Annotated in this window: 27 protein-coding genes, 1 tRNA gene and 1 other RNA gene; 18 read left to right on the top strand and 11 right to left on the bottom strand. The window is 65.1% G+C overall.

Going from position 1 to position 24,186, the window contains the following annotated elements; all coding sequences use genetic code 11:
* Positions 1–64: 64 nt before the first annotated feature.
* Together ISM_RS12300 and ISM_RS12295 are read left to right on the top strand one after the other, a co-directional pair.
* Positions 65–1,438 carry an L-serine ammonia-lyase gene (locus tag ISM_RS12300; protein ID WP_009814500.1) on the top strand — a complete coding sequence of 458 codons (1,374 nt, stop codon included), beginning with the start codon at positions 65–67 and terminating at the stop codon, positions 1,436–1,438.
* Positions 1,438–2,367, top strand: a complete 930-nt coding sequence (locus tag ISM_RS12295; protein WP_009814499.1) for a DMT family transporter — start codon at positions 1,438–1,440, stop codon at positions 2,365–2,367. The genes ISM_RS12300 and ISM_RS12295 overlap by 1 nt, the downstream gene beginning before the upstream one ends.
* A gap of 44 nt (positions 2,368–2,411) precedes the next feature.
* On the opposite strand, the gene ISM_RS12290 is transcribed toward ISM_RS12295, so the two are convergent.
* The gene (locus ISM_RS12290; protein WP_254655681.1) at positions 2,412–3,062 is read right to left on the bottom strand and encodes a thiamine diphosphokinase; all 651 of its coding nucleotides are present in this window, start codon (positions 3,060–3,062) and stop codon (positions 2,412–2,414) included.
* A gap of 162 nt (positions 3,063–3,224) precedes the next feature.
* On the opposite strand from ISM_RS12290, the gene ISM_RS12285 reads away from it, so the two are divergent.
* The 8 genes from ISM_RS12285 (at position 3,225) to ISM_RS17995 (ending at position 10,609) form a co-directional block, all read left to right on the top strand.
* On the top strand, positions 3,225–5,324 hold the full coding sequence (locus tag ISM_RS12285; RefSeq protein WP_040618058.1) for a hypothetical protein: 2,100 nt from the start codon (positions 3,225–3,227) through the stop codon (positions 5,322–5,324).
* A gap of 58 nt (positions 5,325–5,382) precedes the next feature.
* Positions 5,383–5,733: a transfer-messenger RNA gene (gene ssrA / locus ISM_RS18000) on the top strand.
* A gap of 170 nt (positions 5,734–5,903) precedes the next feature.
* Positions 5,904–6,761, top strand: a complete 858-nt coding sequence (locus tag ISM_RS12280) for a chromate resistance protein ChrB domain-containing protein (protein ID WP_009814496.1) — start codon at positions 5,904–5,906, stop codon at positions 6,759–6,761.
* A complete protein-coding gene (gene chrA, locus ISM_RS12275) occupies positions 6,758–7,999 on the top strand; it encodes a chromate efflux transporter (RefSeq protein ID WP_009814495.1) in 1,242 nt (413 codons plus the stop codon). The genes ISM_RS12280 and chrA overlap by 4 nt, the downstream gene beginning before the upstream one ends.
* Positions 8,000–8,083: 84 nt before the next feature.
* The gene (locus tag ISM_RS12270; RefSeq protein ID WP_009814494.1) at positions 8,084–8,596 is read left to right on the top strand and encodes an SspB family protein; all 513 of its coding nucleotides are present in this window, start codon (positions 8,084–8,086) and stop codon (positions 8,594–8,596) included.
* Positions 8,597–8,685: 89 nt separating this feature from the next.
* Positions 8,686–10,077, top strand: coding sequence for a class II fumarate hydratase (fumC, locus tag ISM_RS12265; RefSeq protein WP_009814493.1), 1,392 nt, complete (start codon positions 8,686–8,688; stop codon positions 10,075–10,077).
* Positions 10,074–10,322 (top strand): DUF4169 family protein, encoded by a 249-nt coding sequence (locus ISM_RS12260; RefSeq protein WP_009814492.1) that lies wholly within the window; start codon positions 10,074–10,076, stop codon positions 10,320–10,322. The genes fumC and ISM_RS12260 overlap by 4 nt, the downstream gene beginning before the upstream one ends.
* The gene (locus ISM_RS17995) at positions 10,319–10,609 is read left to right on the top strand and encodes a ribbon-helix-helix domain-containing protein (RefSeq protein ID WP_009814491.1); all 291 of its coding nucleotides are present in this window, start codon (positions 10,319–10,321) and stop codon (positions 10,607–10,609) included. Before ISM_RS12260 ends, ISM_RS17995 begins: the two co-directional genes overlap by 4 nt.
* On the opposite strand, the gene ISM_RS17755 is transcribed toward ISM_RS17995, so the two are convergent.
* Positions 10,543–11,394 carry a GGDEF domain-containing protein gene (locus ISM_RS17755; RefSeq protein ID WP_198011666.1) on the bottom strand — a complete coding sequence of 284 codons (852 nt, stop codon included), beginning with the start codon at positions 11,392–11,394 and terminating at the stop codon, positions 10,543–10,545. The genes ISM_RS17995 and ISM_RS17755 overlap by 67 nt on opposite strands.
* A gap of 169 nt (positions 11,395–11,563) precedes the next feature.
* Here ISM_RS17755 and hisB point away from each other — a divergent pair, with 169 nt between their 5' ends.
* Both hisB and hisH read left to right on the top strand, forming a co-directional pair.
* Positions 11,564–12,151: an imidazoleglycerol-phosphate dehydratase HisB gene (gene hisB / locus ISM_RS12250; protein WP_009814489.1), complete on the top strand. Its 588-nt coding sequence runs from the start codon at positions 11,564–11,566 to the stop codon at positions 12,149–12,151.
* Between the two features lie 4 nt (positions 12,152–12,155).
* On the top strand, positions 12,156–12,794 hold the full coding sequence (gene hisH / locus ISM_RS12245; RefSeq protein WP_009814488.1) for an imidazole glycerol phosphate synthase subunit HisH: 639 nt from the start codon (positions 12,156–12,158) through the stop codon (positions 12,792–12,794).
* 229 nt (positions 12,795–13,023) lie between these two features.
* Here the strand turns inward: hisH and ISM_RS12240 are convergent, their stop codons facing one another.
* Complete coding sequence (locus tag ISM_RS12240; protein ID WP_040618518.1) at positions 13,024–13,416, bottom strand: DUF2147 domain-containing protein; 393 nt, start codon at positions 13,414–13,416, stop codon at positions 13,024–13,026.
* 153 nt (positions 13,417–13,569) lie between these two features.
* Between ISM_RS12240 and hisA the strand changes: the two genes are divergently transcribed.
* Together hisA and ISM_RS12230 are read left to right on the top strand one after the other, a co-directional pair.
* Complete coding sequence (hisA, locus tag ISM_RS12235; RefSeq protein WP_009814486.1) at positions 13,570–14,292, top strand: 1-(5-phosphoribosyl)-5-[(5-phosphoribosylamino)methylideneamino]imidazole-4-carboxamide isomerase; 723 nt, start codon at positions 13,570–13,572, stop codon at positions 14,290–14,292.
* 5 nt (positions 14,293–14,297) lie between these two features.
* A complete protein-coding gene (locus tag ISM_RS12230; RefSeq protein WP_009814485.1) occupies positions 14,298–14,846 on the top strand; it encodes a DUF2867 domain-containing protein in 549 nt (182 codons plus the stop codon).
* A 29-nt stretch (positions 14,847–14,875) separates the two neighbouring features.
* On the opposite strand, the gene ISM_RS12225 is transcribed toward ISM_RS12230, so the two are convergent.
* Positions 14,876–15,334 (bottom strand): DUF302 domain-containing protein, encoded by a 459-nt coding sequence (locus ISM_RS12225; RefSeq protein WP_009814484.1) that lies wholly within the window; start codon positions 15,332–15,334, stop codon positions 14,876–14,878.
* 104 nt (positions 15,335–15,438) lie between these two features.
* Between ISM_RS12225 and hisF the strand changes: the two genes are divergently transcribed.
* From hisF to ISM_RS12210, 3 genes are read left to right on the top strand one after another with little or no spacing between them, the layout of a single operon-like run.
* Positions 15,439–16,203 (top strand): imidazole glycerol phosphate synthase subunit HisF, encoded by a 765-nt coding sequence (hisF, locus tag ISM_RS12220; RefSeq protein WP_009814483.1) that lies wholly within the window; start codon positions 15,439–15,441, stop codon positions 16,201–16,203.
* The gene (locus ISM_RS12215; RefSeq protein ID WP_009814482.1) at positions 16,200–16,508 is read left to right on the top strand and encodes a phosphoribosyl-ATP diphosphatase; all 309 of its coding nucleotides are present in this window, start codon (positions 16,200–16,202) and stop codon (positions 16,506–16,508) included. Before hisF ends, ISM_RS12215 begins: the two co-directional genes overlap by 4 nt.
* Positions 16,505–16,795, top strand: a complete 291-nt coding sequence (locus tag ISM_RS12210; RefSeq protein WP_009814481.1) for a Dabb family protein — start codon at positions 16,505–16,507, stop codon at positions 16,793–16,795. The genes ISM_RS12215 and ISM_RS12210 overlap by 4 nt, the downstream gene beginning before the upstream one ends.
* Positions 16,796–16,874: 79 nt before the next feature.
* Here the strand turns inward: ISM_RS12210 and ISM_RS12205 are convergent, their stop codons facing one another.
* The 3 genes from ISM_RS12205 to rlmB form a co-directional block, all read right to left on the bottom strand.
* Entirely contained in the window at positions 16,875–17,345 is a 471-nt protein-coding gene (locus ISM_RS12205) for a CoA-binding protein (RefSeq protein ID WP_009814480.1), read from the bottom strand.
* Positions 17,346–17,622: 277 nt separating this feature from the next.
* Positions 17,623–17,910: a hypothetical protein gene (locus ISM_RS12200; protein WP_009814479.1), complete on the bottom strand. Its 288-nt coding sequence runs from the start codon at positions 17,908–17,910 to the stop codon at positions 17,623–17,625.
* Positions 17,911–17,922: 12 nt separating this feature from the next.
* A complete protein-coding gene (gene rlmB / locus ISM_RS12195; protein ID WP_009814478.1) occupies positions 17,923–18,702 on the bottom strand; it encodes a 23S rRNA (guanosine(2251)-2'-O)-methyltransferase RlmB in 780 nt (259 codons plus the stop codon).
* Positions 18,703–18,837: 135 nt separating this feature from the next.
* Here rlmB and ISM_RS18280 point away from each other — a divergent pair.
* Positions 18,838–18,921 (top strand) — tRNA-Tyr (locus ISM_RS18280).
* Positions 18,922–19,628: 707 nt separating this feature from the next.
* Here ISM_RS18280 and ISM_RS12190 read toward each other — a convergent pair.
* From ISM_RS12190 to ISM_RS12175, 4 genes are read right to left on the bottom strand one after another with little or no spacing between them, the layout of a single operon-like run.
* On the bottom strand, positions 19,629–20,297 hold the full coding sequence (locus tag ISM_RS12190; RefSeq protein ID WP_009814477.1) for a fumarate hydratase C-terminal domain-containing protein: 669 nt from the start codon (positions 20,295–20,297) through the stop codon (positions 19,629–19,631).
* Positions 20,294–21,466: a CaiB/BaiF CoA transferase family protein gene (locus ISM_RS12185; RefSeq protein ID WP_009814476.1), complete on the bottom strand. Its 1,173-nt coding sequence runs from the start codon at positions 21,464–21,466 to the stop codon at positions 20,294–20,296. Before ISM_RS12185 ends, ISM_RS12190 begins: the two co-directional genes overlap by 4 nt.
* Complete coding sequence (locus ISM_RS12180; protein ID WP_009814475.1) at positions 21,463–22,422, bottom strand: fumarate hydratase; 960 nt, start codon at positions 22,420–22,422, stop codon at positions 21,463–21,465. The genes ISM_RS12185 and ISM_RS12180 overlap by 4 nt, the downstream gene beginning before the upstream one ends.
* Positions 22,422–24,185, bottom strand: a complete 1,764-nt coding sequence (locus ISM_RS12175; RefSeq protein WP_009814474.1) for an L-aspartate oxidase — start codon at positions 24,183–24,185, stop codon at positions 22,422–22,424. The genes ISM_RS12180 and ISM_RS12175 overlap by 1 nt, the downstream gene beginning before the upstream one ends.
* Position 24,186: the final 1 nt, after the last annotated feature.

Below are 24,186 nucleotides of genomic sequence, written 5' to 3'. Positions count from 1 at the left end.
CTCGCCCCGCAGCCCACCGCCCCGCGCGGTCGGGCCACGCGGTGAGAGCAAAAGAGGTGTCCCGATGTTTCTCTCGGTGTTCGATATGTTCAAAGTGGGCGTAGGCCCGTCCTCGTCGCACACGATGGGGCCGATGGTCGCCGCCGCCCGGTTTCTGGACAAGATACGCGCCGCGCCCTTTGCCCCCGCAGGCGTCAAGGGCTCGCTGCATGGCAGCCTCGCCTTCACCGGCGTCGGCCATGCCACCGACCGCGCCACGATCCTCGGGCTCGCAGGGTTCCTGCCCGAGAGCTACGATCATGAAAAGGCCGAGGAAACCCTCGCCCAGATCCGCGAGACCCAGACGCTGCGCCCCGAGGGCCTGCCCGAGCTGCGCTTTCACCCCAAGGATGATCTCATCTTTGATTTCGGCCCCAATCTCGCCGGTCACGCCAATGGCATGATCCTGATGGCCACCGACGCGCAGGGCGACGTGATCCTGCAAGAGACCTATTATTCCATCGGCGGTGGCTTTGTGCTGACCGAGGACGAGCTCGCCCAAGGGCGCGACACCGATGATGGCGCACCGGTCCCCTACCCGTTCAAATCCGCCGCCGAGATGCTCGAGATGGCGGAAACCTCGGGCAAGAGCATCGCCCAGATGAAACGCGCCAATGAAGAGGCGCGCGGCGGGGCGGAAAACCTGCGCACCGGGGTGGCCAAGATCTGGCAGGTGATGAGCGATTGCATCGACCGTGGCCTTGCCACCGACGGCATCCTGCCCGGCGGGCTGCAGGTGAAACGCCGCGCCAAGGGCATTCACGAGGCGCTCTTGGCCGAGCGCGGCACCAACCTCAGCGCGCCGCATAAGATCAACGACTGGATGAGCGTCTATGCCATGGCGGTGAACGAGGAAAACGCCGCTGGCGGTCAGGTCGTCACCGCGCCCACCAATGGCGCGGCGGGGGTGGTCCCTGCGGTCATCCGCTACTGGCTCGACCATGTGCCGGGGGCAAGCAGCGACCGCGTCGAGGATTTCCTGCTCACCGCCTCGGCCATCGGCGGGCTGGTCAAGTTCAACGCCTCCATCTCTGGCGCCGAAGCGGGCTGTCAGGCCGAGGTGGGCAGCGCCGCCGCCATGGGCGCGGCCGGTCTCGCCGCGGTGCTGGGCGGCACCCCGGAGCAGATCGAAAACGCCGCCGAGATTGCGCTCGAACATCACCTCGGCATGACATGCGACCCGGTCAAAGGGCTGGTGCAGGTGCCCTGCATCGAACGCAACGGGCTTGGCGCGATCAAGGCCGTCTCGGCCGCGAGCCTCGCGCTGCGCGGCGATGGCACGCATCTGGTGCCGCTTGACGCCTGTATCGAAACCATGCGCCAGACCGGCGCGGATATGAGCGAGAAATACAAGGAAACCTCGCTCGGCGGTCTCGCCGTCAACGTGCCCAACTGCTGATGACCGGGCGGCCCACCATCGCGGGGATGAGCGAGACGACGCTCGGCATCCTCTTCATGGTGGGGTTTTCCGTCCTCGCGCCGGTTATGGACACCGCCGCCAAGCTGATCGGCGATCAGGTGGCGGTGGGTCAGGTGGCCGCCACCCGCTTTGTCTTTCAAAGCGCGTTGCTCCTGCCGCTCGCGGCCTGGATGGGCTGGCTGCACCGGCCCCGGCGCGGCGAAATGGGGCTGCATCTCATGCGCGCCGCGCTCTTGCTGGTGGCGACCTCGTGCTTTTTCTTTTCGCTGCGTTTCATGCCGGTGGCCGAGGCGATCTCGATCTTCTTTGTCGAGCCCTTCATCCTGACGCTTCTCGGCGCATGGATGCTGGGCGAGCCGATCGGCCCGCGCCGCTATATCGCCTGTGCCGTGGGCTTTGCCGGGGCGCTCCTGATCATCCGGCCAACCTTTCAGGATGTCGGCCCGGTGGCGCTCTTGCCGCTGGTCACCGCCTTTCTCTTTGCCTTCTACATGATCCTCACCCGGCGCATGGCGACGCGAATGCACCCGATCACATTGCAGGCCTATACCGGCATTGCCGCCGTGCTCATCGCCCTCCCGCTGCTGACTGCGTTCAACGGCTCTGGCCTGTCCGAGCTCGACCCCTCCTGGCCCGGTCCGCGCGAAGTGTGGCTTCTGGCGGTGGTCGGCCTGATCGCCACGCTGAGCCATGTCTGCCTGAGCTTCGCGCTCTCGCTCGCGCCCGCCTCGACCATCGCACCGCTGCAATATCTCGAGATTGTCTCGGCCACGGTCATGGGGTTCTATGTCTTTGGCACGCTGCCCGATGGGCTTGCCATGGTGGGGATTGCGCTGATCGTCGGCTCAGGGCTTTTTGTCTTTCTGCGCGAACAGCATCTCGAACGCCGCCCGCCGCCCGCGCCCTGATCTCACCGCCCTGATCTCACCGCCCTGATCTTACCGCCCTGATCTTACCAATGCGATGCGGTGCGCCCCAGCGCCTCGATCACCCGGTCCAGACAGTCCGCCGGCAGGATCAACAGCATCTTGGGCGCGGTAAAGCTCATCTCGACCGGTCCCAGCGCCCGGTTCGACGTGCCGATCACCCCATCGGGGTAAAAGCTCAGCCCGGCAATCGGCCATTCGAGCCCATCCGACACGCCCTCGACCGCCCCCAGCGGAAACAGCGAAACCACCGTCCCCGGCGCCAGATCGAGGACAATCGACGGCGGCGCGAGCAGCACGATACTGTCGCGGCTGGTCAGGATGACCCGCGCCTCTGCGTGGCGTACCAATGTGTTACAGGCCGCCAGCTGATGATCGAGCCGCGCGCCAAGAAACCCGACCCCAAGGATCAGGGGCGCCTCAATATGGCGCAGCGCCTTGTCGAAATCGGTGCTGTCCTGTTCGTCGATCCGATGGAGCCGCTCTTGCGGGATCTCGCGCCGCGCCCGCGCGGACAGGCTGTCGAAATCACCGATGACCGCCTCCGGCATGATCCCCGCCGCCAGCGCCTTATCAGCGCCGCCATCGGCTGCGACCACGCACTCGGCATGGGCCAGCGCCGCCGCGAGATCGCCCTGGTCCATATCCCCACCGCCGATCAGAGCGATTGGTGACAAGCTGGAAACAATCAAAGATACTACCCCGCATTATTGCCGATATTGGAAACAGAACACAAATTCGTCACGAAATGATACGCTCATGATCCTAGATTCGGGCCTCTTTCGACTGGCTCACCATGGTAAACCCTTCCGTTGTGGGCAACACAAAGCGAGCATAACATGGTCAGTACAAGCAAGATTTTAACGGTCTCCTACGGGACATTTTCCTGTACCCTCGAAGGGTTTGACGACAGTTTCGACACGATGAAAGCCATCGCGGAATATTTCCGTGATCTGGCCGCCGACGACCGTTATTTCGGGGCTGAACCGCCGACACCGGATGCCGAAATGCTGGCCCGTATCGCCGAGCGTGAAATCTCCCGCCGGGTCGAGGCCCGCGATGACGAGGGGCGCATTCACCTGCGCGCGGCTCAGGCCGAGCAGGCCGAGGCTGCGGCCCAACCGGCCCCCCAGCTGACCTCGCAAACCCCTTCTGCGCCTGCGGCTGAGCCCACTCCCGCGCCCGCTCCGGCGCCTGCCGCTGCGATGGAAACCCCTGCGCCGGTCGCCCCTGTTGCGCCCGCGCCGGAACCTTTCACCGCCGCGCAGCCCACCCCCGAATACGAGGCCGAACCGGTCGCCTCGACGCCGCGCGACATCGACCGTGCCGCCCCCGCCGAGGCCGAGAGCGTCGCCGACAAGCTGCGCCGCATTCGCGCCGTCGCCAGCCCGCAGAGCGTGGCCTTCGCCGAGACCTATAATGAGGACGAGCACGCGCAGGATTTCATGCAATCCGCCGCGCCAGAGGCAGAGGTTGATGCCGCCCCCGAATCGGTGGCCCCCGCTGCCGAGACTGTGGCCGAGACTGTGGCCGAGCCGGAGACCGCCGGAGAGATCTCTGAGGCCTTCGCAGAAGACACCGCCGAAGACCTCGCGGACGAGACCCCGGTCGATGTCACCGAGGATGTGCTCGCCGCGCTCGCCGCAGAGGACAGCGCCGAAAAGGCCGCTGAGCTCTATGACGAAGAGGGCGAGGACGCGCTTTACACCTCTGGCGCCGAGGCCGAGGACACGCTGGCGCAGCTGATGGCCGATGCCGCGTCTCAGGACGACATCACCGCCGCCGAAGACAGTGCCGCCGGAGACAGTGCCGAGGAGGACAGCGTCGAGCTTGGCGACAGCCTCGCCTCGCTTCTGGCCGACGATAAGGCCGACGAGGCCGCCGACGACGCCGCCGAGACCTTGGAAGACGTGAGCCCCGTGCGCGTGGTCAAGGTCAAGCGTTCGGAGTTCGACAGCGTTTTCGAGGATGCCGAAGAGGTCGCGACCGACGAGACCGCCGAAGACAATGCAGAAGACAGCGCCGAAGATCTCGACCCCGATGCCGAGGCCGAATTGCTGCGCGAACTCGCCGCGGTCGAGGCCGAATTCAACGGTCATGACGAGAGCGCCGATGCGCTGGCCATGGACGACTTGGACGATGATCTCGAGGATGATCTCGACGACGAGGACACGGCCGAGGCCGCCAGCGCCGCCGCAGAAGACGAGACCGCAGAAGACGAGGCACAAGACGTCAGCGAAAACGACATCGCCGCGCCCCGTCCCTCGCGTCTCGCCGCCCAGGCCGACACCGCCGAAACCGACCGGATGTTCCGCGAAGCGGACACCCAACTCGACGACAGCGAAGGTAGCAAGCGCCGCAGCGCGATCCAGCATCTGCGCGCCGCCGTCGCCGCCACCAAGGCCGAGAAAAGCGCCGGGATCGACATCACTCCGCGCACCGATGCCGCGCCCTATCACATGGATCTGGAGCAGGCCGTGCGCCCGCGCCGTCCCCGTGCCGATGGCGAAGCCCGCACCGACCGCCCCGAGGTCTCGCGCCCGGCGCCGCTGCGTCTCGTCGCCGAACAGCGCGTCGACACCCCGTCCGAGCCGGTGCGCCCGCGCCGCGTCTCGCAGGCCGAACTGGTAAGCGACACGCTCGACGGGCCCGTCCCCTCGACCGATGGCGGCTTTGCCGATTACGCCGAAAAGGTCGGGGCCGACAACCTGACCGAGCTGCTCGAAGCCGCCGCCGCCTATATCTCGGATGTGGAAGGCCGCGAACAATTCTCGCGCCCGATGCTGATGCACAAGCTGCGCGAAGTGGACGACAGCGGCTTCTCGCGCGAAGATGGGCTGCGCTCTTTTGGTCAGCTCCTGCGTCAGGGCAAGCTGCAAAAGGTCAAAGGCGGCCGCTTTACCGTGACCGATGTGACGGATTTCCGCCGCGCCGGCTGATCGCCAGCCGCAACAACGACAAATCCCCGGTGCCCGCGCCGGGGATTTTTTCTTGCGCCCCCTTTGCTTTGCCCGCGCCCGCGCCTATATTCCTCCCTGTCCCCTTGGGGACTATGGACATAAACGCGCTCGTAATAAGCGGATCGGACCCGGGGGCGGTACCCGGCGTCTCCACCAACCATCCTTCATTTGGGGATCATGGGGACGAAATAGGATCGACGAACGTCTAAAGGGGTTAGCTTTGTCTCGGCGGGGTGCCACCGTATCGGCCCGAACAGTACAATTGCAAATGACAATCGTGCTCCGGTCGCAATGGCTGCGTAAGCAGTCGGAGTAACCGAAACTTAAGCCCTTGCCTCTAGCCAGGTAAGGCGGGGTTCGCAGGCACCTGGCAACAGAAGCCTGCACTTATCTTCCCCCCCATTCCCCCCACCCAATTCGCACCCGGTCCTGCACCGCACCGGGATTGACAGCGCGCGCCGCGCCTTTCATTCTGCTCGGCATGGGGCCGCCGCGACTGCCCCGTGAGGCTTTGGCCCAAAGTCGCATCCACTGACCTTTCACAGAGGATGCTTTGTCATGCCCGCCCCCAATGAACTCACCCCAGCACAGCTCTCCCGCCTGATCGGCACCCCGGATTGCCCGCGGCTCATTGATCTCACCCTCGACGAGGATTTCGCCCAAGACCCCTATCTCATCCCCGGCGCCGAACGGCACAGCCACCGGGATCTGCCCGCCCTGGCACAGGACCTGCAGGGCCAACGCGCCGTGCTCATCTGCCAAAAAGGCGCCAAGCTCAGCCAAGGCGCCGCCGCTTGGCTCGCGGGCGACGGGATCGACGCGATGTATCTGCAGGGCGGCAACCTCGGCTGGCGCGACACGCCCGGCACGATCCGCCTGACCGCCGCCGCCCGCCCACCGCTGCACGATGGCGCAACGCTCTGGGTCACCCGGCACCGGCCCAAGATCGACCGCATCGCCTGTCCCTGGCTCATCCGGCGCTTTGTCGATCGCCGCGCCCGCTTTCTCTTTGTCGCCCCCGATCAGGTCGCGGAGGTCGCCTCCCGCTTTGACGCCACCCCGTTCGACATCGACGGCGTGCCGTTCAGCCACCGGGGCGAAGCCTGCAGCTTTGACACGATGCTTGATCTCTTCGGGCTGGGCTCCGAGCCGCTGCGCCGTCTCGCCCTCGTTATCCGCGCGGCGGACACCAACCGCCATGATCTGCACCCCGCCGCCGCTGGGCTGCTGGCGATCTCGGTCGGGCTCTCGCGGCAATATCGCAATGATCAGGATCAGCTCACGGCGGGGTTGGCGCTCTATGATGCGCTCTACCGCTGGGCCCGCGACGGCTATGACGAGGCCCATGACTGGCCCGGCACCGCCCCGGCACAGGTACCAACCCCGGCACCAACCAAGGCCGGAGACCGCGCATGAGCCAGAGCTATTCCGACCTCTTGCGCAGCTTTGGCCGCATCGGTCTGCTATCCTTCGGCGGCCCGGCGGCCCAGATTTCTCTCATGCATGACGAGATCGTCACCCGCCGCGGCTGGATGAGCGAAGAGCGGTTTCTCGGCGCGCTCTCCTTTGCCATGCTGCTGCCCGGCCCCGAGGCGATGCAGCTCGCGACCTATTGCGGCTGGCGGCTGCGGGGCGTACCCGGCGGGCTCATCGCCGGTGGGCTCTTCGTGCTGCCCGGCGCGGCGGTGATCCTGGTGCTGGCGCTGGCCTATGCGCAATTCGCCGATCTGAGCCTCGTGCAGGCCGGCTTCGTGGGCATCAAGGCGGCGGTGATCGTGATCGTGCTGCGCGCGCTCTGGAGCTTGGCGAAAAAGGCGCTGCGCCGCCGCGCCCATTGGCTCCTCGCAGCGCTGGCCTTTGTCGCCATGTACGCGGGCTCGGTGCCCTTTCCGCTGGTCATCGCGGCCGCGGCGCTGGCCGGGCTCGCGTTCCACCAAAGCCCCGCCCCGGCCGATCCCGTGCCGCATCCGGGCCATTCCCATCTGGCGCGCACGTTGCTGATCTGGGGGGCGCTTTGGGCCGCGCCTCTGGCGCTCGCCGCAGCCATGGGGGCGACGTTTCTCACCGAGATTGGGCTTTTCTTCAGCACGCTTGCCGTGGTCACCTTTGGCGGCGCCTATGCGGTGCTCGCCTATATGACCCAGACCGTGGTCGAAACCCATGGCTGGCTCGACACCGCCCAGATGATCGACGCGCTCGGTCTGGCCGAAACCACCCCCGGCCCGCTCATCCTCGTGACCGAATTCGTGGGCCTTCTCGCAGGTTGGCTGCAAGGCGGGCTGAGCCTCGCATTGCTCGCCGGTGGCATGACGCTCTGGGTCACTTTCGTGCCCTGCTTCCTGTGGATTTTTGCCGGCGCACCCTATGTCGATTGGCTCTTGTCCAAACCCCGGCTGCGCGGCGCGCTGGCGGGGATCTCGGCCGCCGTGGTCGGTGTGATTCTCAACCTTGGGCTCTGGTTCGCGCTGCATGTGCTCTTTGAGAGGGTGCATGATTCGCCCCTCGGCCCGCGCCCCGACTGGCCGAGCCTGTCGCTCACCGCGCTCGGGCTCACCCTCTTGTCAGCCCTGTTTCTACTGGTGCTGCGCCGGTCGATTCCCCTCACACTTGCCCTTACGTCACTTGCGGCGCTGACCCTGCACATTCTGGCCTGATCCACCTCTGCAGATATGCGCAACAGGGCTTTCGTTTCCGCCCGAATCCCGTATGCTTATGGGGCAACAACCTTGGGGCCATACATGTCGCGCATGATCGATTACGGGAAACTCATGCACGCTGCCATGCGGCGGCTCATTCAGGACGTGCTGATGGGTGTGCAAAAGGACGGGCTGCCCGGCGCGCATCACTTCTTCATCACCTTCGACACCACCCACCCCGAGGCGACCATGGCCGACTGGCTGCGCGATCGCTACCCGGCCGAGATGACCGTCGTCGTGCAGCACTGGTACGACAACCTCAACGTGACCGACGAAGGCTTTGGGATCACATTGAATTTCGGCGATGCGCCGGAAAATCTCTACATCCCCTATGACGCGATTCAGACCTTCGTCGACCCCTCCGTCGAATTCGGCCTGCGCTTTGAACAGCAAAGCGATGACGACGAAGAGGACGAGGACGAGGATGACGAGGATCTGCTCGACGAGGACGGATCGCTCGACGACGAGGACATGGAGGACGCCTCTGAGGACCGGCATGGCGACGCCCCTCGGACCGAGGCCGAAGTGGTCAGTCTCGACAGCTTCCGCAAGTGATCCATCCCGCTGTATGCCACGGCATACAGCGTTGATCTTTCCGCCCCAGACGCTATGACAGGCACAACCCAATCAGGAGTGTCCGACCCATGACCGCTACCCGTACCGAATCCGACAGTTTCGGCCCGCTCGAGGTGCCTGCCGACAAATACTGGGGCGCGCAGACCCAGCGCTCGATCATGAACTTCCCCATCGGCTGGGAAAAACAACCCGTCGCCATCGTGCGCGCGCTGGGCGTGATCAAACAGGCCTGCGCTCAGGCCAACAAGGCGTCGGGTGCGCTGGATGCGAAACTGGCCGATGCGATCATCGCGGCGGCGGGCGAGGTGATCGACGGTCGGCTCGACGACAATTTCCCGCTGGTGGTCTGGCAGACCGGCTCGGGCACGCAGTCCAACATGAACGCCAATGAGGTGATCGCCAACCGGGCCATCGAAATGCTCGGCGGCGAGATCGGCTCCAAGGATCCGGTGCATCCGAACGACCATTGCAACATGGGCCAATCGTCGAACGACACCTTCCCCACCGCGATGCATATCGCCACGGCGATGATGGTGCGCGATGTGTTCATGCCCGGTCTCACCCGCCTCGCCGAGGCGCTCGAGCGCAAGTCGGAGGCCTTCAAGGACATCATCAAGATCGGCCGCACCCACACTCAGGACGCGACGCCGCTGACTTTGGGTCAGGAATTCTCGGGCTATGCCCATCAGATCCGCCAAGGCATCGCGCGGGTCGAGGCGGCCATGCCCGGCATTTATGAGCTGGCGCAGGGCGGCACCGCCGTCGGCACCGGGCTCAACACCACAAAGGGCTGGGGCGAAGAGGTTGCCGCCAATATGGCCGAGATCACCGGCCTGCCCTTCGTCACCGCCCCCAATAAATTCGAAGCCCTGGCCGCCCATGACGCGATGGTGTTCCTGTCGGGTGCGCTCGCGACCGTGGCGGGCAGCTGCTACAAGATCGCCAATGACATCCGCTTCCTCGGCTCCGGCCCGCGTTCCGGTCTGGGCGAGTTGATCCTGCCGGAAAACGAACCCGGCTCGTCGATCATGCCCGGCAAGGTCAACCCGACCCAGGCCGAGGCGCTGACCCAGGTGGCGGCGCATGTGATGGGCAATGACGCGGCGATCAAATTCGCCGGCTCGCAAGGGCATTTCGAGCTCAATGTCTACAACCCGATGATGGCCTATAACCTGCTGCAATCGATCCAGCTTCTGGGCGATGCCGCCGACAGCTTTACCGAGCGGATGCTCGACGGGATCGAGGCCAATGAGGCCCGCATCGACAAGCTGATGCGCGAATCGCTGATGCTGGTCACCGCGCTCGCACCGACCATCGGCTATGACAATGCCACCAAGGTCGCCAAGACCGCGCATAAGAACGGCACCACCTTGCGCGAAGAGGCGGTCAAGCTCGGCTTTGTCGATGAAGAGACCTTCGATCGCGTGGTGCGCCCGCAGGACATGATCGGACCCAAATGAGCGACAAGCCGGTCAATCTGAACCGGGTCCGCAAGGACAAGGCGCGGGCTGCCAAAAAGGCCCGCGCCGAAGAAAACTCTCTCAAATTCGGGCGCAGCAAGGCTGAGATCAGCCTTGATCAGGCCCGCACATCCCGCGCCGCGCAGATCCTCGACGCCCACCGCCGCGCGCCCGTGGCGAAGAGCGCCGATAAGGGTGACGACACGAGCGACGCGCCTTCGGATGAGGGCGAGCGCGATCCATGACGGGCCGGCCGGTCAAACATTCGCTGACGCTCCGCGGTCACCGCACCAGCGTCTCCCTAGAGGCCCCTTTCTGGGAGGCCTTTCGCGCCATCGCCGCCGAACGTGGCATCCCGCTCAACCAGCTCGCCAATGAGATCGACGACGCCCGCGCCGCCAGCCTTGGCGCGGATGGCACCGACATGGGGCTCGCCTCGGCGATCCGGGTCTATGTGCTCGACCATTACCGCGCGGCGGCGGCTGATCCCGGTAAATCTCCCGGCAAATCTCCCGGCACATCGCCCGACTGATCCCCGAGCCGCCGCCCCGGCGCTTTGCTCTCCGATGGGCCGGAGAGACGCGGCGCGATGCCGCCCGACGGCCGCGACACCCCCGCCACGCCATCGATCTCCGCATCATAGGCGCAGACCCGGTTGCGCCCGGCCTCCTTGGCCCGATAGAGCGCCAGATCGGAGGCATGCATCGCCCGGTCAATCGACGCCGCATCCTCGGCCCGCGCCACGCCGAAACTCGCGGTGATATGCACCACATGCCCGTCGAGCACGAACTCCCGCGCCGCGACCCAGGACCGCAGCCGCTCTGCCGTGGCGAGCGCCTCTGGCTCGGTCTCGGCGCGCAGCAGGATGATGAACTCTTCGCCGCCAAACCGCGCCACGATGTCATCCTCGCGGCAATTGCGCACAAGGCATTGGGCGAATTGGCGCAAGGCCGCATCGCCCGCCTGATGGCCATATTGATCATTCACCCCTTTGAAATGGTCGATATCCGTCGCGATGAGCATCAAGGGCCAGTTCCGCGCCTTGCCCACCTCCTCATAAAACCGCAGCCGCGAACAGGTCGCGGTGAGCGCATCGTGATTGACCGCATGTTCGAGCTGCGCAGTCAGCCGTTCCACCGCCGCCATCTGCAGGCCCACGAAATAGGCAATCGGCATCGCCATGCTGATCGTGATCACCGTGCTGGTCACGAGGATCTGCCGCCACAGATCGGGCGGGTAGATCACCAGCTGCATCAGATGCACCCCGGTGAGCGCGCAGGCGGTGACGACCACCGCAAACAGGCGCACCTGTGCCATATTTTTCAACCGCAGCTGCATGCGACACCTTCCACTCTCCACCCACCACCCTAGCCCCCCGGCGTTAACAAAGTGTTCGCGGCACCCGAGGCCCGCGCAGCCCCCTCTTCTCTTGGCGCGGTGACGCTTCCCCCCTATAAGGACGGGACCAAGACGAAAGGGGCCGCCCATGCGCCGCGCAACCATCACCCGCAAGACCGCGGAAACCGATATTTCGGTCGAGATCAACCTCGACGGCACCGGTCGCTACGACAACGAGACCGGCGTCGGCTTCTTCGACCACATGCTCGATCAGCTGGCCCGCCATTCGCTGATCGACATGACGCTGCGCTGCACGGGCGATCTGCATATCGACGACCACCACACGGTCGAGGACGTGGGCATCGCCCTCGGTCAGGCGCTGGCCGAGGCGCTCGGCGACAAGCGCGGCATCCGCCGCTATGGCGCCTGCCTGCTGCCGATGGATGACGCGCTCGTGCGCACGGCTCTCGATCTCTCGGGCCGGCCGTTTCTGGTGTGGAATCTCGATCTGCCGACCCAAAAAATCGGCACGTTCGACACCGAACTCGTGCGCGAGTTTTTTCAGGCGCTGTCGACCCATGGCGGCATCACGCTCCATGTCGACATGCTGCACGGGGTGAACAGCCACCACATCGCCGAGGCGGCGTTCAAATCCGTCGCCCGGGCGCTGCGCGACGCGGTCGACACCGACCCGCGCAAATCCGACGCCATCCCCTCGACCAAAGGGGCGCTGTGATCCCATGAGCACTGCGATCATTGATTACGAGTCGGGCAATCTGCACTCGGCGGAAAAGGCGTTTCAGCGCGTCGCCGCCGAGACCGGCAGCGGCGAGGTTTTCGTCACCACCGATCCCGACGCGGTGCGCCGCGCCGACCGGATCGTGCTGCCCGGCGACGGCGCCTTCCCGGCCTGCCGCGCGGCGCTGTTCGAACGCTCGGGGCTCTTTGACGCCATCGAGGAGGCGGTGATCACCCAAGGCCGCCCCTTCATGGGCATTTGCATCGGCATGCAGATGCTCGCCTCGCGCGGGTTGGAGCATGGCGAAACCCCGGGCTTTGGCTGGATCGAGGGCACGGTGACGCCGATCGACCCCGGCGATCCGACGCTCAAAGTGCCGCATATGGGCTGGAACGATCTGATCCTCGGCGATCCGCACCCGGTGCTCGACGGGATCAACACCGGCGATCACGCCTATTTCGTGCATTCCTACCATTTTCAGGTGGCGAACGGGCCGGACCGGCTGGCGCATGTGGATTACGCGGGCGACATCACCGCCGTCGTCGGCCGCGACACGATCGTCGGCACCCAGTTCCACCCGGAAAAATCCCAGGCCACCGGGCTGCGCATCATCGCCAACTTCCTGCGCTGGAAACCTTAACACAGGTTAACCACTCGGATCGCCCTATACGGGCATCCCGGGCGGGCCAAAAGGCACACGCCCGGGGCTAACCGTAGTGATAATTACGCTTGTAAAATCAAGAACTTAAACAGAGACCACCCCAGGCGTTCGCTCCCGGGGTGGTCTTACTCTGTGAACACTCGCACGCAACACCTATAGGTGGTGTTTGGTTAACAAAAGATTACCTAGAGACAACATTGACGTAAGGTCATTTAACTTTGACCCAAGCGCCCCCATCGCGGCAGATGCCCAGCACACAGCCGCTCACCTTGAGGCTTTTGCCCGACATCTGAAGCTTGCTCTTGTAGGTCTTGCCCCGGTCCGGCGAATAGACCTTGCCGGTATAGGCGCCGCCGCCCTTGGGCACGGTCTCGGAAATGATCTTGCGGCCGATATTGGGGCTCTTCATTTCCTTGCCATTGGCGTCATAGGCCTTGACCAGCGTCCCGCAGAGCTGGGCGCCACAAGGCGCCACATGGATCATGCCGGAATTGCCATTGTCATCCTTGGCAGTGCGCCAATAGCCTTCGAGCGGATCGGCGGCCAGCGCCGCCCCCGCGCTCAGACAGACTGCGGCCACGGCCAATGCAAATCTTTTCATGTCGATCTCCTCCCTGAGATATGGCCGCAGCATGGCCCGCCCCCGGCGCGCCGATCAAGAATGACGTTGGGTCGCGTTGCATTTCCGGCGTCTCCATGCCAAAGCCCGGGAAACCACCTAGATCGCAAGACCCAAGCCACGCCGGAGCCCGCCATGATCCTCTACCCCGCCATCGACCTCAAGGACGGCCAGGCCGTGCGCCTTCTGCGCGGCGATATGGAGGCGGCGACCGTCTTCAATGACGACCCGGCGGCACAGGCCATGGCCTTTGTCGAGGCGGGCTGCGAATGGCTGCATCTGGTCGATCTCAACGGCGCCTTCGAGGGCGAGCCGGTCAACGCCGCCCCGGTCGAGGCGATCCTCGCCCAGACCAAGACCCCGGCCCAGCTCGGCGGCGGCATCCGCGACATGAAAACCATCGAGACCTGGCTCGGCAAAGGGCTCGCCCGGGTCATCCTCGGCACCGTGGCGGTGGAAAACCCGGGCCTGGTGCGCGAAGCCGCCCGCGCTTTCCCCGGTCAGGTGGCCGTCGGCATCGACGCCCGCAATGGCCGCGTGGCGACCAAGGGCTGGGCCGAAGAGACCGATGTGATGGTGACAGACCTGGCCCAGAGCTTTGAGGACGCGGGCGTCGCCGCGATCATCTACACCGACATCAACCGCGATGGCGCGATGCAGGGCCCCAATATCGAGGCCACCGCCGCGCTCGCCCGCGCCGTGTCGATCCCGGTCATCGCCTCGGGCGGTGTCTCCTCCATCGAGGACCTGATCGCGCTGCGCGACTGCGGCGCGGCGCTCGACGGGGCGATCTCGGGCCGCGCCCTCTATGATGGGGCGATCGACCTGCGCGAGGCGCTGGCGGCGCTCAAGGGCTGAGTCGGATGGGGCTCTTTCGCAGCATCGAAACGGCCCCGCTGCCCAAGGAGAGCCTGCTTTGGTCCCTCCACGCGCCGGGCGATTTCATCGATGGCTACCGGGTCCGGGCGGCCTATGCCCCGCGCCACGCGGCGGAGATCGCGCTGCGCTTTCCGGCTTGGGTGCGGCTCTTGTTGCGGCTGCGCGGGCTGCTCCTGTCGCCTTTCGACCTCAAATCACAGGGCCTGACATCACAGGACACTACATCACAGGACATGTCACCACAGGACACGGGCGGCGACAGCATCGCCATCTTCCCGGTCACCCATGAATGCGCGCAGGAACTGGTGCTCGGCTTTGACGATCACCATCTCGATTTCCGCATCAGCTTTTTCGCCCGCGATGGCTATATCCACAGTGGCACATGGGTGCGGCGGCACAACCGGTTTGGCCGGTTGTACCTCGCGGCGATTATGCCGTTTCATATCCTCATCGCCAAACAGATGCTGGCCCGGCTCCACCGCCATGCCGGACGCCCGGCGGACCGCCCAGCACCCGGCCAAGCGCCCGGCTGAGCGCCCCGCTGAGCATCCCGGGCCGGGGATCACATCCCCGAGGCTTTCGCCACCAGCTTTTCAAGCGCGCCGGTCATCTGCTTGATATACTCGGCATCATCGTCGATCCCGTCGAGATCGAGCGTCTCATCGGGGTCCTCATAGGCGAGCCAGACCTGATTGTCCTTGTCGCGATAGACCAGCACTTTGAGCGGCAGGTAGAGCCCCGCCAGCATATTGTCCTGCATCGCCGGCGTGCCGAGCTTGGGATTGCCAAAGATCAAGAGCTGCGAAGGCTCCATATACATGCCGGCCTGTTCCGCCCCGCCTGCGTGATCGACCCGGGCAAAGACCGTGGCCCCCGCCCCTTCGACCGCCATCTCCAGCGCGTTCATCACCTCGTCCACGGCCCCCTCGGCCTTGACCCGCGTGATGTCATCCTCATCCGCCATGGCGCTGCCGGCCGCCCCGGCAAGCGCAATCATAATCCCGGCCATAATCTTCTTCATGTTCCAAACTCCTCATCTTGATCGATATCTCATGGGCACAGCCTCTGGCATGTTGAAGGATTTAGCCATAAACAGCTTCGTGACAAACTGGACCCGGCACAAATATGCTCAAGACACGCATCATCCCCTGCCTCGACGTGGCCGACGGCCGCGTGGTCAAAGGCGTGAACTTCGTCGATCTCGTCGATGCGGGCGATCCCGTCGATGCCGCCCGCGCCTATGACGCGGCGGGCGCGGACGAGCTCTGCTTTCTCGACATCAACGCCACCCACGAGAATCGCGGCACCATGTTCGACGTGGTGCGCCGCACCGCCGAGCAATGCTATATCCCGCTGACCGTGGGCGGCGGCGTGCGCACCCCCGAAGACGTGCGCGCCCTGCTTCTGGCCGGGGCCGACAAGGTGAGCTTCAACTCCGCCGCTGTGGCCAACCCGCAGGTGGTCCGCGAGGCTGCCGCGCAATTCGGCAGCCAATGTATCGTGGTGGCCATCGACGCCAAGACCGTGGCCCCCGGCAAATGGGAAATCTTCACCCATGGCGGCCGCAAGCCCACCGGCATCGACGCGGTGCAATTCGCCCGCAAAGTGGCCGAACTCGGCGCCGGCGAAATCCTCCTGACCTCGATGGACCGCGACGGCACCCGCGACGGCTATAACCTGCCGCTCACCCGCGCCATCTCGGACGCGGTGCCGGTGCCGGTCATCGCCTCGGGCGGGGTCGGCACGCTCGACCATCTCGTCGACGGGGTGACCCGCGGCGGCGCGGCGGCGGTGCTCGCGGCCTCGATCTTTCACTTCGGCGATTACACCATCGCCCAGGCCAAATCCCATATGGCGGCGGCTGGCATCCCGGTGAGGCTCGGCGCATGACCCTCGAAGAGCTCGAACAGATCGTCGCCCGCCGCGCCGAAGCCAGCCCCGACGACAGCTGGACCGCAAAACTTCTCGCCAAAGGCCCCGAGAAAGTGGCCGAGAAATTCGGCGAAGAATCCATCGAGGCGCTGATCGAGGCGGTCAAGGGCGACCGCGCGGCGCTCGCCTCCGAGGCGGCGGATGTGCTCTTTCACCTGCTGGTGATGCTGCGCGCCCGCGACGTGTCGCTGGCCGAGGTCATGGCCGTGCTCGACGCGCGCCAGGCGCAATCCGGCCTCGCGGAAAAGGCCGCGCGCAGATGATCCGCCATGTCGTGTTTTTCTCGGCCCGCGACCGCGCCGATTACGACCGCATTCATGACGGGCTGTCGCTTCTGGCGCAGATCCCCCATCACCGCCATTTCGAACTTGGTCGCAACCTGCAGGGCGACATGATCAGCGACGCCCCCGTCGATATCGTGGTCTATGCCGAGTTCGAAGACGAGGCGGCGCTGGCCGCCTATAAAGCGCATCCGCTCTACGAGGAATCGATCCGCCGCGTCCGCCCGCTGCGCGATCAGCGCATCGCTGCGGATTTCACCGCGAGCTAAGGGCACGAGTGGCTGAGCCGGGGGCGCTGCCCCCGGACCCCCGGGATATTTTCCGCCAGAAGAAGCCTTAGGAGACGTTTCAGAGCTTGGACGAGATGATGCCGGTGGCAAAGCCGCCCATGCGCAGCTCGCCAAAGAGGCGCTGATATTCGATCTTGGGGCAGCGATCCATCACCACATCGACGCCACGCGCGCGCGCGCGTTCGGCCGCGCCCTCATGCACCACGCCGATCTGCATCCAGATGGTGCGCAGCGCCGGAAAGGCGGCGAGCGCCTCGTCGACCACGTCGGGCACATGTTCGGGGCGGCGAAAGATGTCGACCATGTCGATCTCGGCCTCGATCTCGGCGAGGCTGGCATGAACCTTGCGGCCAAAGAGCCTCTTGCCCGCCTGGCCCGGATTGACCGGAAACACCTCATAGCCCTTGAGGCTCAGGTAGCGCGCCACGTAATAGCTCGGGCGGATCTCATTGGCCGAGACCCCCACCACCGCAATGCGCTTGGTGCGGCGCAGCACGTCTTTCAGAAACTGATCGCTATAGCTCTCCATCCGGCGATCCTAGCCGCCCTGCAAGGTGCGGCAAGCCCTTCCGCGATCCGTTCTATAAAAAAGCGCCCGAAAAAAAGGCGCCCGCAAAAAAAGCGCCCAAGGGGAAACCCCCTGGGCGCAGTCACGGAACGAGGGACAGTGAAGTGAAACGCCGGGGTTCCGAACCGGCGCCTCTGAACTCTATGTAAGGCGCAATCTCAGGTTAAAAAGGGATTGTAATAGAGCTGTGAACAGGCGGCCGGATTTTCGCGCGTCACGAATGTAACCGCCTGATATCTCAGTCGAAAATATCTTCGATCTCATCCCAAAGGTCGTCGATCAGCCGCGCCATCCCCCGGATCGGCGATTTCTTGCGCAGGTTTTTGCGCCGTTGGCGCTGTTCTGGCGCGGGTTTTGCTGGGCTGGGCTTGGGCGCAGGCCGGGCCGTGGGCCGCGCCGGCATATGTTTCATCTGCCGGATCGGCGCCCCGCAAGAGCCGCAGCTCAGCTCATGCTGCACCGCGCCGCGCAGCCGCAACAGGCTGCGCGCGCCGCAATAGCAACAGGTTGCGATTTTATCTGCCATGCCTCGCCCGGTTTACCGCTCTCGGGAGGCATATAGGGAGACCGCCGCCGCATTCGAGACGTTGAGCGAGCCAAAGCCGCCGGCAAAGGGGATTTTGACCAATTTGTCGCAGGTTTCGCGGGTTTTCTGCCGCAGCCCCGGCCCTTCGGCCCCGAGCACCAGCGCCACCGGCCGGTCGCGCATCCCGTCGAGCGCGGCGTCGATCGTGTCCTCCGCCTCGCCCGCCAGGCCAAGCACCAGAAACCCCATCGCCTGCAACTCGCTGATCGCATCGGCGAGGTTGCGCACCCGCAGATAGGGCTGCCGTTCAAGCGCCCCGCTCGCCGTCTTGGCCAGCGCGCCGGTCTCGGGGGCCGAGCCATGGCGCGGCGCGATCACCGCCTGCGCGCCGAACACCTCGGCCGAGCGCAGAATCGCCCCCACGTTATGCGGGTCGGTCACCCGGTCGAGCAGCAGCAGACGCGGTGCGCCCACGCCCTCGCGCAGCGCCACATCCTCGAGCGAGCCCCAGTTCAGCGGCTTGACCTCGAGCGCCGCGCCCTGATGCACCGATTGCGGATCGATGGGGGCGGAAAACTTGCGCGGGTCGGCCATCTCGGGGGTGATCCCGGCGGCGTCGATGGCATCTTGGAGCTTGTCACAGGCGTTCTTGGTCACGATCAGCCGCAGCTTGTCGCGGGCCGGGTTCATCAGCGCATCGCGCACCGCATGCAGCCCGAAAAGCCAGACGGTTTCGGCGGCCGAGGCCTTTTTGGCCTGTTCCTTGTCGATGACCCAGCGCGGTTTCTTCATGGCAAGATGCCCCTTTCTCAACTGGCCCCCTCCGTGCACTGCCGATTGTCCGGGCGCAAGCGATTTTCCTGTTGACGCCCCCCGGTCGCGGCGGTAATCAGCCCCCCACATCCGGCGCTTTTGTGCCGGGAAAGTGGGCGACAGGCCGCAAGGTGTGGCAGGGGACTGTAACTCCCTCGCGGAGACGCACGCCTGGTTCGATTCCAGGGTCGCCCACCACTTTCCCTTCCTCTTCTTGACCTATTTCGACCCCGCAAGCGCGGTGCTCGTGGCCGCCGATCGATCCCCCGGATCGATCCTGCGCGATACGGCCAAGTGGCAGGGCCCGCCTGCGGCTCCCTCGCGGAGACGCACGCCTGGTTCGATTCCAGGGTCGCCCACCACTTTCCCCTCCTTCTCACGACCAATCTCGACCCCGCAAGCGCTGTGCTCGTGGCCGCCGATCGATCCCCCGGATCGATCCTGCGCGATACGGCCAAGTGGCAGGGCCCGCCTGCGGCTCCCTCGCGGAGACGCACGCCTGGTTCGATTCCAGGGTCGCCCACCACTTTCCCCTCCTTTTCATGACCTTTTCGACCCCGCAAGCGCTGTGCTCGTGGCCGCCGATCGATCCCCCGGATCGATCCTGCGCGATACGGCCAGATGGCAGGGCCCGCCTGCGGCTCCCTCGCGGAGACGCACGCCTGGTTCGATTCCAGGGTCGCCCACCACTTTCCCCTCTTCTCAGAGACACTCGCGCCGCATGTTTGCACAAAGCAGCGATGTTGCGATGGGTTCTCTACAAAAATGCGCGCAGTCGTGATGCCGACGTCATACCGACGTGTTGCCGACATGGCATTTTGGCGATCTAGCCCCCCTTCAAAACACAGCACCCGCCCCCCTGTCAGAGGGCGGGTGTGGCCGGGTGAAACTCTCGCGTGGTGACGCTAGCCGATCACCTCATCCGAGCGGTCATCGGTCTCGCCATAGCGTTTGAGAACCGCCGGGCGCGTGCCCTCATAGACCCGGGCCAGATTGCCGGCGATCTTGGCGTTCTCACGCTCAAAGAGGCAGTTCCCTTCGAGGTCAGAGGCCACGATGAACGGCCCCATCTTGTTGCAGCGGATCACCCACATCGCCTGCGCGAGGCCAAGCTCTTCGTTCCAATGCACCGCCTCGACCTTTTCCACCCCACGGCCCAAAAGCGCCCCGGTGCCATAGCCCACGGTCGACAGGTAGACCGCCCCATTGGGGACGAAATATTCCTTGTAATCCTTCGACGACATCCCCCCCTTGCCGATGATCAAACGGGCGCCGGTCTTGGCCATCCATTCGGGCAGCCATTTGGCAAAGCGGAACGAGGCGGTGGCGGTCACCGCCCCCATGTCGAAGGTGCCGTCCGAGCGGATCGTGGCGGCTGGCGAGCAGTGGAAGTTTGCCGCAGACTCGGATGGCAACTCCATGGGAATATTGGCGTTTTTCTCGAGCGCGCGCATGTAGACGCCTTCGCGGGCGGTGTAGATCAGCCCGTCGAGATAGACGATATCGCCAAGGCGCAGCGCCGCAATATCTTCGGCGCTCGGGGTGGTGGACAGTCGGATTTCACGCGGTTTCATGAGGCGGCCTCCTTCGGCAAGTCGGCTAGGATTTCACTTGTGTGCTGGCCCAATGTCGGTACGGGCGCCAGCGTCTTGGGGCCCCAGGGCGCGGCAAAGGGCAGCGCCGGGGCGCGCAGCGTCAGACCGAGCTGCGGCACCGGCAAATCGCGCCAGGCGGGGCTGTGTTTCATCTGCGGATGGTCGAGCGCCTCGGCGAGGCTCCGGACCCGCGCGGCGGGGACATTCGCCTCGGAGAGATGCGCCTCCCAGTGATCGGCGTCACGGGCGAGGAAAATCTCTCGCAGGCTGTCGGCCACCTGCCCCGGCGCGCCCTGATCGAGCAGGTCCTCGCGCCCCAGCGCCGCACAGAGCCGGGTGGCCTGGGCGGGCGTGTTGGCGGTGATCACGATGGCCCCCTCGGCACAGTCGAACCGCCCTGAATAGGGCGTATCGGCAAAGGCGCGGTTGCCCTCCAGCCCCCGCAGCTGACCCGTGGTTTCATGGTGCAGCGCATAGGCCCCCATCAGCGTCGTCATCGCATCGAGCATCGAGATCTGCAGGTGCTGCGGCTCTCCGGGCACCCTCGCGCGCTGCAAGAGCCCCGCCAGCAGCGCCGCCACCAACGCCTGACCCGCCACATAGTCGACAATGGGCAGGCCGACGCGCATCGGGCCGCTGGCCGCCTCGCCGGTCATCGCCATGAGGCCGCTGATCCCTTGCAGGATATGGTCATAGGCCGGTCGCCCGGCGAGCGGCCCATCGGGGCCATAACCGCTCAGGCTGGCGTAGAGAATATCGGGTTTCACCGCGCGGATCTGGTCATAGCCCACGCCGAGACGGTCGACGACACCGGGGCGGAAATTCTCGACCATGATATCGGCGCTGCGGGCCAGATCGAGCAGACGCGCGCGGTCGCCCGCCCCCTTGAGATCGAGCGTGATCGAGCGTTTGCCACTGTTTTGGCTGAGAAAACTCGCCCCCAGCCCGGCGGCGCGCATCTCTTCGGTGCCGCCATGGCCGCGCACGAAATCATCGCCCGCAGGCCGTTCCACCCGGATCACCTCGGCCCCCATGAGCGCCAGCTGCCCGGTGGCATAGGGCCCGGCGAGCACATGGGTCAGGTCGAGCACCCGGAGGCCCGCCAGCGGACCTTCGCCCGCGGCCGTGGATCCGGGGGCTGGCGTCATGCCATCACCTCTTCCGCCCCTTCGAGCCAGTCCACCGTCTCGCGGCGCTGATAATCGGTGAACCAGTCGGGATCGGTGCGATATTCGACCCGGCCATCGGCAAAGACCCGGGCCACGGCACGGCGCGAGCTGAGACAGAAGGCATGAACCGACATCTGCATGCCGCCGGTGTGGCAATAGCCCACCTCGATGTTGCAATCGATCACCATGTTCTTGCCGACAAAGCCCATGGCGCCCATGCCGATGGAATTTCCGAGCTCTTTGAACTCGTCTTCCAGCGCGGCAATCTTGGGATCGCTGTTCTTGCTGCCGACGGTGCGCAGACAGGCGGCGCGCTTGCCGAGCACCATGCAGGTGTCCTTGCAGCCGCCAAGGCCGATACCGATGATTGCCGGCTGACAGGCGAGGCCGCGCTTGCCAAAGGCCACGAGGCTGTCGAGGTAGAACCGCTTGATGCCTTCGATCCCGTCCGAGGGAAAGAGCATCCGGTAGTCTGTCCCAAAAAGCCCGCCCTTGTGCACGGTGATCAGGTCGATCCATTCGCCGCCTGGCTCATAGCCATATTCGATCTCGGGCGCGCCAATGCCGACGTTGTTGTTGTGGTCGGTCCGCCACAGCGGATGCACCCGGTTGGGCCGGAGCGGCACGCCATCCGTGCGGTTCGCCGTGGCCCGCCGCAGCGCCGCCTCGAGCGCGATGGGACCACCCTCGATCCGGGTGTCATTGCCCATTTTCACATACCAGCGCGGGGTGCCAGTATCGCCGCACATGGCGCGGCCATCCTCTTTGGCGGCCTTGTAATTCTCGAGCATCGCCTCCAGCACAAAGGAGGACAGATCGCCATCCTCGGTCTTGGCGGCGGCCTGCAGCCCTTGCAGGTAATCCTCGGGGATTTCGATGGCCGCCTTGTCCATCAGCGTTTCTGCGGTTTTCTGGATCAGGTCGATCGGGATCATCAATTCGCTCCCACAAGTGTTTCAGGTTCGCCCTCGGGCAAGATCGTCTCGCCGGGGCGCACAATGGTGAATTTGACCGGCTCGCGGCTGACCGACAGCGTCTCACCTGCCTTGCGCGCCACGGTGAAATACGATGCTTCCATCGCGCCGGGTTCGGGGAAATCCTCGCGGAAATGCGCCCCGCGCGAATTTTCCCGTGCCAGCCCGGCGCGCGCGATCACCTCGGAAATCTCGGTGAGCGACGCCATGTTGAGCCAGTCATGCCAGGTCAGGTTGAAGGCGAGATTGCTGCCATCGACCCCGGTCTCCATCAGCTCGGCCTCGATTTCCGAGAGCTGGGATAGCCCGCGATTGATGCCGGTCTCGGTGCGCATGACGCCCACATCATCCCACATGACATTTTGCAATTTCTTGCGCAGCTCTAGGATGTTGCCGGGCTTCTTTGAGAGCGGCGCCCTGGCCCGTTCGATCTCGCGGTCGAGGATGTTGCGGTCCGGATCGCGCAGCGCGCCCATGCGGCGGATATCCATCCCCATCACATCGCCCGCGACCCCGCCATAGACGGTGGAATTGGCCACGCCATTGCCGCCCAACCGGTTCGAGCCATGCGCCCCGCCCGCGTCCTCACCCGCCACATAGAGCCCTTCGAGCTCGGTCCGGGTCTCGGTATCGACGACCACGCCACCCATGAAGTAATGCGCCGTCGGCACCACCTCGACCTTGCCGCCTGCGAGGTCAAAACCGCTGTCAGCACAGCGTTTGACCATGCCCGCGAATTTCTTGCGGACATTCTCTGGGCCAAGATGGCTCATCGAGATGAAGACGCCTTCCTGCTCGGGATTGTTGTTCTTGCGCATCTCGGCATAGATGCCGCGGCTCACCACATCGCGGGTGGCCCGTTCGCCGCGCTGGTCGTAATCGAACATGAACCGTTGATCATGATGGTTGATGAGCTGGCCGCCCGCGCCGCGCAGCCCCTCTTCGAGAACCGTGCCGGTCATCCGCGTATGGTCCCCCGCCAAGAGGCCGGTGGGGTGGAATTGCACCATCTCCATATCGCGCAGCGGCAAGCCGATGCGCAGCGCCATGGCAAGGCCATCCATCGTCTTGTCGCCCGAGGGCGTGTGATATTTATACATGGTCGGGCCGCCGCCCGTCCCCATCATCACCGTCTTGGCGCGCACGAAACGGAACTTGCCGGTCCGCATGTCGATGAACAACACGCCTGAGAGCGCCGATCCGTCCTTGGTCGGGATGAGCGCAATGGCGCGATGTTCCTGCAGTTTCTGCACCGGCCGGGCGAGCACCTGCTCCATCAACCGGCTGATGATCTCGATGCCTGTAAGATCGCCCTTGTGGACCGTGCGGTCGGCGGTCTGACCGGCAAAGGCCTTTTGATGGACGCTGCCATCGGGGTTGCGGTCAAAGAAACAGCCGATCTCGTTCTCAAGCTCGTGGATACGCACCACCGCCTGTTCGCAGAGCTTCCACGCCATATCCTGATCGGGAAGCCATTTGCCGCCCTGGATCGTGTCCATGAAATGCCGCTCGACGCTGTCGCCATTGCCAAGCGCCACGTTATAGCCGCCCTGCACCATCCGCGTACAGCCGCATTTCCCGATAAGCCCCTTAACGGCGAGCGTCACCCGCGTGCCCATCGGTGCCGATTGCAACGCGTGCAGCGCCGCAAAAAGCCCCGCCCCGCCGGTCCCGAGGATGAGGATATCGGTGTCCATCATTTCGATGTCGGTCGCGTGTGTCATG

The sequence above is a fragment of the Roseovarius nubinhibens ISM genome (assembly GCF_000152625.1).
GTDB lineage: Bacteria > Pseudomonadota > Alphaproteobacteria > Rhodobacterales > Rhodobacteraceae > Roseovarius > Roseovarius nubinhibens.
Note: the sequence above shows the minus strand (reverse complement) of the source record. Positions and strands in the feature narration are given on the sequence as shown.

Bases quoted from the DNA above. Each gene is read 5' to 3' on its own strand.
- ISM_RS12300 (WP_009814500.1), top strand. From the start codon at position 65: ATGTTTCTCTCGGTGTTCGATATGTTCAAAGTGGGCGTAGGCCCGTCC.
- ISM_RS12295 (WP_009814499.1), top strand. From the start codon at position 1,438: ATGACCGGGCGGCCCACCATCGCGGGGATGAGCGAGACGACGCTCGGC.
- ISM_RS12285 (WP_040618058.1), top strand. From the start codon at position 3,225: ATGGTCAGTACAAGCAAGATTTTAACGGTCTCCTACGGGACATTTTCC.
- ISM_RS12280 (WP_009814496.1), top strand. From the start codon at position 5,904: ATGCCCGCCCCCAATGAACTCACCCCAGCACAGCTCTCCCGCCTGATC.
- chrA (WP_009814495.1), top strand. From the start codon at position 6,758: ATGAGCCAGAGCTATTCCGACCTCTTGCGCAGCTTTGGCCGCATCGGT.
- ISM_RS12270 (WP_009814494.1), top strand. From the start codon at position 8,084: ATGTCGCGCATGATCGATTACGGGAAACTCATGCACGCTGCCATGCGG.
- fumC (WP_009814493.1), top strand. From the start codon at position 8,686: ATGACCGCTACCCGTACCGAATCCGACAGTTTCGGCCCGCTCGAGGTG.
- ISM_RS12260 (WP_009814492.1), top strand. From the start codon at position 10,074: ATGAGCGACAAGCCGGTCAATCTGAACCGGGTCCGCAAGGACAAGGCG.
- ISM_RS17995 (WP_009814491.1), top strand. From the start codon at position 10,319: ATGACGGGCCGGCCGGTCAAACATTCGCTGACGCTCCGCGGTCACCGC.
- ISM_RS17755 (WP_198011666.1), bottom strand. From the start codon at position 11,394: ATGGCACAGGTGCGCCTGTTTGCGGTGGTCGTCACCGCCTGCGCGCTC.
- hisB (WP_009814489.1), top strand. From the start codon at position 11,564: ATGCGCCGCGCAACCATCACCCGCAAGACCGCGGAAACCGATATTTCG.
- hisH (WP_009814488.1), top strand. From the start codon at position 12,156: ATGAGCACTGCGATCATTGATTACGAGTCGGGCAATCTGCACTCGGCG.
- ISM_RS12240 (WP_040618518.1), bottom strand. From the start codon at position 13,416: ATGAAAAGATTTGCATTGGCCGTGGCCGCAGTCTGTCTGAGCGCGGGG.
- hisA (WP_009814486.1), top strand. From the start codon at position 13,570: ATGATCCTCTACCCCGCCATCGACCTCAAGGACGGCCAGGCCGTGCGC.
- ISM_RS12230 (WP_009814485.1), top strand. From the start codon at position 14,298: ATGGGGCTCTTTCGCAGCATCGAAACGGCCCCGCTGCCCAAGGAGAGC.
- ISM_RS12225 (WP_009814484.1), bottom strand. From the start codon at position 15,334: ATGAAGAAGATTATGGCCGGGATTATGATTGCGCTTGCCGGGGCGGCC.
- hisF (WP_009814483.1), top strand. From the start codon at position 15,439: ATGCTCAAGACACGCATCATCCCCTGCCTCGACGTGGCCGACGGCCGC.
- ISM_RS12215 (WP_009814482.1), top strand. From the start codon at position 16,200: ATGACCCTCGAAGAGCTCGAACAGATCGTCGCCCGCCGCGCCGAAGCC.
- ISM_RS12210 (WP_009814481.1), top strand. From the start codon at position 16,505: ATGATCCGCCATGTCGTGTTTTTCTCGGCCCGCGACCGCGCCGATTAC.
- ISM_RS12205 (WP_009814480.1), bottom strand. From the start codon at position 17,345: ATGGAGAGCTATAGCGATCAGTTTCTGAAAGACGTGCTGCGCCGCACC.
- ISM_RS12200 (WP_009814479.1), bottom strand. From the start codon at position 17,910: ATGGCAGATAAAATCGCAACCTGTTGCTATTGCGGCGCGCGCAGCCTG.
- rlmB (WP_009814478.1), bottom strand. From the start codon at position 18,702: ATGAAGAAACCGCGCTGGGTCATCGACAAGGAACAGGCCAAAAAGGCC.
- ISM_RS12190 (WP_009814477.1), bottom strand. From the start codon at position 20,297: ATGAAACCGCGTGAAATCCGACTGTCCACCACCCCGAGCGCCGAAGAT.
- ISM_RS12185 (WP_009814476.1), bottom strand. From the start codon at position 21,466: ATGACGCCAGCCCCCGGATCCACGGCCGCGGGCGAAGGTCCGCTGGCG.
- ISM_RS12180 (WP_009814475.1), bottom strand. From the start codon at position 22,422: ATGATCCCGATCGACCTGATCCAGAAAACCGCAGAAACGCTGATGGAC.
- ISM_RS12175 (WP_009814474.1), bottom strand. From the start codon at position 24,185: ATGACACACGCGACCGACATCGAAATGATGGACACCGATATCCTCATC.